General features: G+C 42.2%; 3 protein-coding genes. All 3 read left to right on the top strand.

Annotation, left to right across the window (positions count from 1 at the left end):
* On the top strand, positions 1 to 213 hold a 213-nt coding region (locus tag V7Q33_RS23195; protein ID WP_333821476.1), incomplete at its 5' end, for a hypothetical protein.
* A gap of 334 nt (positions 214 to 547) precedes the next feature.
* Positions 548 to 2,512 (top strand): tetratricopeptide repeat-containing sensor histidine kinase, encoded by a 1,965-nt coding sequence (locus tag V7Q33_RS23190; RefSeq protein ID WP_333821475.1) that lies wholly within the window; start codon positions 548 to 550, stop codon positions 2,510 to 2,512.
* A 37-nt stretch (positions 2,513 to 2,549) separates the two neighbouring features.
* Positions 2,550 to 3,962, top strand: a complete 1,413-nt coding sequence (locus tag V7Q33_RS23185) for a proton-conducting transporter transmembrane domain-containing protein (protein ID WP_333821474.1) — start codon at positions 2,550 to 2,552, stop codon at positions 3,960 to 3,962.
* Positions 3,963 to 4,023: the final 61 nt, after the last annotated feature.

Genomic DNA, 4,023 nt, shown 5'->3' with positions numbered 1-4,023 from the left:
ATAAAGGAAGACCTGTTATGCCGCTTAGCGGCACAACGGGTCTTCAACTTTATTAAATCTTTTCCCGAAGTTTTCGCTAGCGAAAGCTTCGGGAAAAAGATTCTTACGGTGCGCCTGCAAGTTTGCAAAAAGTACAAAACTCAACTTCGCACCGCCTGGCACAATCGTGCAAACAGCCAATCAGAAAAAATGAATAATTACTGCGCGTTGTAAACCGAAGTGAGCATCCTGACCGAAGTTGACGAAGCAGGACTAAATATTTTTTTTACTAATTCAACGCCCCGTTATTGGCCTTTACTATATTTCCTTTCCTTGTGCACAATGCATTTTCCAGCATCTGGCAACCGGGCTATCATTGCGGTAACCTATACATTCAGAAGGGTTTACCGGTATATAAAAAGCAAGATCAAAGAATTGCCAGCTATACAAAATCGATATGACAATGCTCGGGTTGATCCGGTAAAAGTTTTTTGAACCGGCAGAAGTTCTGCACACCTGTTTTTAATCACTCAAAATTTTTCTACATTACTTTGCTGAAGATTTGTGTATGAAATACTATCTCGCCATCCTTGCTCTGTTCGTTACTTCGGCCGGCTGCTATTCACAAGAAAACCTGGGCGATCCCGATAGTGTTAAAGCAAAATTGATAGCTATACCGATGGATACCAATCGGGTGCTTGCTTTGTGCGATGTTTCCTATAGTTACCATCCTGTAAATGTTGATTCATCTTTACACTATGCTGCACAAGCCCTTGCTTTGTCGAAGCAACTGCGGTATAAAACCGGAATGGCATGGTCTTATCTGTTAATTGGTCAAACCTACTCCAGAAGAAACCAGGTGGCACAAGCTATGTCATACTATCAAAAAAGTATTGATATAGCTGATTCGATTAACAATAAAAGAATTGTATGCCGGGCATTGGCAAATATTGGCTGGTGTATGTTTGACCTGGAAGACTATTACAGAGCCATTGATTATTTTAAAAGAGCGCTCGGCTTTCAAACTATACTCGGCGGGCAGGATGCTTACTTCATCACACTCAGAATAAATATCGGACAAACATATCTCGCCAACAAGCGACTGCCAGAAGCTGAAAAGTACCTGAACATGGCGCTTGCTTATAAGCAGGAGGAAATTCCAAACTACGGCTACCTGGTAAATATGCTGAGCGCACTGCGCATTGAACAACAACAATATACCGCTGCCGACTCCCTGTTAAAAGCAGGATGGAATATAATTGATCCGCTTCCTGATAAAATCGACAAGGCAGACAACCGGTATTATGCTGCCAGCCTCAAGCTGGCACAAGGTGATGTTCAACAAGCTTTTAAGTATGCAGAAGAAGCATATCGTTATTATAAACAGATCGGGTCTAAATCCGACATGGAGCGGATTTATATTTTACTTTCAACAATTGAATCGAAACGCGGAAGAACACAACAGGCACTGGACTATATTCTGAAAAGCAATATACTGCGCGATTCTGTTCACAACAGCCAGGCAAAATACAGTGAATATTTATTCAACAACCGCGAGCAGGAACGGAAAATTTTGCTTCAACAAAAAGACAAAGAACTGCTTCAGGCAGAAAAACGGAATCAGCAATTTTTAGGAATCAGTCTGCTGTTTGTTTTTGTGAGCATCATTGCAGGCCTCTCATTCTTTGTTTGGCAACGGCAACAAACCAACAAAAAGTTACTGCTGTTGAATGAAAAACTTTTTACACTAAACGTTAAACTCTCATCACTCAACGATGAGTTGGTAAAAAAAGAAACCGCCATTGCCAATCAGAATAACTTGCTGCGCGAAACGAACGATTCAAAAGACAGACTCTTTTCCATCATTGGTCACGACTTGCGCAGTCCTATTAATTCGGTAATAGGGCTTATGGATTTATTGTCTCATCACTACGATGTGTTGAGTCCTGATGAGCGCCAGCGATATTTTCGTGATTTGAACCGGTCGTTAAAAAATCTGAACAACCTCACCGGAAATTTACTGGAATGGAGCTTCTCGCAGACCAATACCATAAAATTTATTCCTGAAGTTTTTGATATTGCCCAGGCACTCAGGGAAAATGAAGAGCTGTTCAGAGATTTAGCGCATGTTAAAAACATAACGATCATGAACGAAACTCAACCCGGCTTGCTGGTTTGGGCGCATCCTCACTCCATCAAAACTGTAATTCGCAATTTGCTTTCAAACGCCATTAAGTTTACCTGCGAAGGCGGAGAAGTGAAGTTGCTAGCAGAGCCATTTCATGGATTTGTTAAGATAGCAGTGATTGATAATGGAGTCGGCATTCAGGATGCAATCATGAATAGCCTCTTTAAAATTGGCGTCAAGCGCTCCACAGCCGGCACGGCCAATGAAAAAGGAAGCGGATTGGGATTATTGCTGTGCAAAGAATTTATAGAAAAGAACGGCGGTATTATTGAAGTAGAAAGCACCGTAGGAAAAGGCTCTGTATTTTATTTTACCGTGCCCGTACCTTCGCCCGCAAATCAATAACTTTCTGCAAATTTAATTTTCCGGAGGTATTACGTCTATGACCAATTTCCTCGCGCTCTTATTCGCTCCCCTTGCAGCACTTCTGTTTCTGCCGCTTAAAGCAAAATTCAGAAGCTTGTTCTATGCCATATCAACTATAATTTCAGGTGTGTCAATCGGGTGCGCATTACGAGTAGACACCAACCTGAAAATTCAATGGGATGTAATAGGGTTCAAGCTTATCGTTGATCCTTACTCGAAAATTTTTCTTGTGCTCATCAGTTGCACGTGGCTCATTTCAATTATTTATAGTTTTGAGTTTACAAAGTATCATTTCCAGAAACGGAGAGTAAAATTCTTCCTGTACCTTAATTCCCTGCTGTTTGTAGCATGCATCAGTGCATGCGCGGGCAACCTCGTCACTCTCTTTGCTGCCTACTTTATAGGTATACCACTTACTTATCCCCTGATAACAATCCGGGAAAATACTGCTGCGCTTCAGTCAGGCAAACATTTTCTAAAACAAACAGCGTGGCCGGCCATTTTCATTTTTCTTCCTGCCATTTTCATCACTAACTACGCAATCGGCCATACCTCTTTTGATGGAAATACAACACTGGGAAGCGAAAACGTAAATCCGTTACTGGGAGGAATTTTGCTAACCTTGTTTGTGGTGGGCATTTCCAAAAATTCAGTATTCCCATTCCATACCTGGTTATCCAAAACAAGTCCGGCACCCGCTCCCGTAAGCGGACTCATTCATAGTGTTGCCACTGTAAAAACAGGTTCCATCGCACTCATTAAAATTGCCGTATATATTTTCGGACTCGATTACATACACCAACTCACTTCCGGTTTTCTCACAGGCGGCTGGCTCATCTATTTATGTGGAGGCACCGCTGTTTATACAGCCTATCGTGCACTCACCACAGATGACCTGAAACAGCGCTTTGCATTTTCGACTGTGGGGCAACTATCCTACATCCTGCTGGCGGTAATGATTGGAACAAAATTAGGTGTGCTCGCTGCTACGCTGCACATCGTTACGCATGCCATTGCCAAGTCATGCCTGTTTTATGTAGCGGGATTTTACAATAGTATATATCATACAGTATCCATTGCAAAGATCGGTAAGATCATGCCGCACACACGTTTTGTAGCACTCGTTATCGCAATATGCGGACTCTCCATAACCGGTTTTCCCTTTCTGGCGGGCTATCACAGCAAAGATCTGATGCTTATTGAAGAATGGCATTCGCATTACTACGCGTCCGCTATATTTCTGGTAATCGGTTCGCTGGTAAATATACTTTACATTGTAGGCCCGGTGCAGAATGCCTTCAGGAAAAAAGATCCGGAGCTGGTGCCTGCACCTGTTCCCAGGTCGATGCTTCTTACGTTCATCATCTCCATCATTTTAATTGTAACCAGCAATTTCTATGTGCCCTATATTACTGCACTTTTAGAATAAAAAGCTAAGCTAACGGCCTACTTGCTTTTTTATCAACTGTTCTACGACAAAGGTATATTCC

Origin of the sequence: Ohtaekwangia sp., assembly GCF_036786105.1 — a bacterium.
In the GTDB taxonomy this organism is placed as follows: Bacteria; Bacteroidota; Bacteroidia; order Cytophagales; family Cyclobacteriaceae; genus Ohtaekwangia.
The sequence above is the reverse complement of the archived record's forward strand: the minus strand, read 5'-3'. Positions and strand labels throughout refer to the sequence as shown.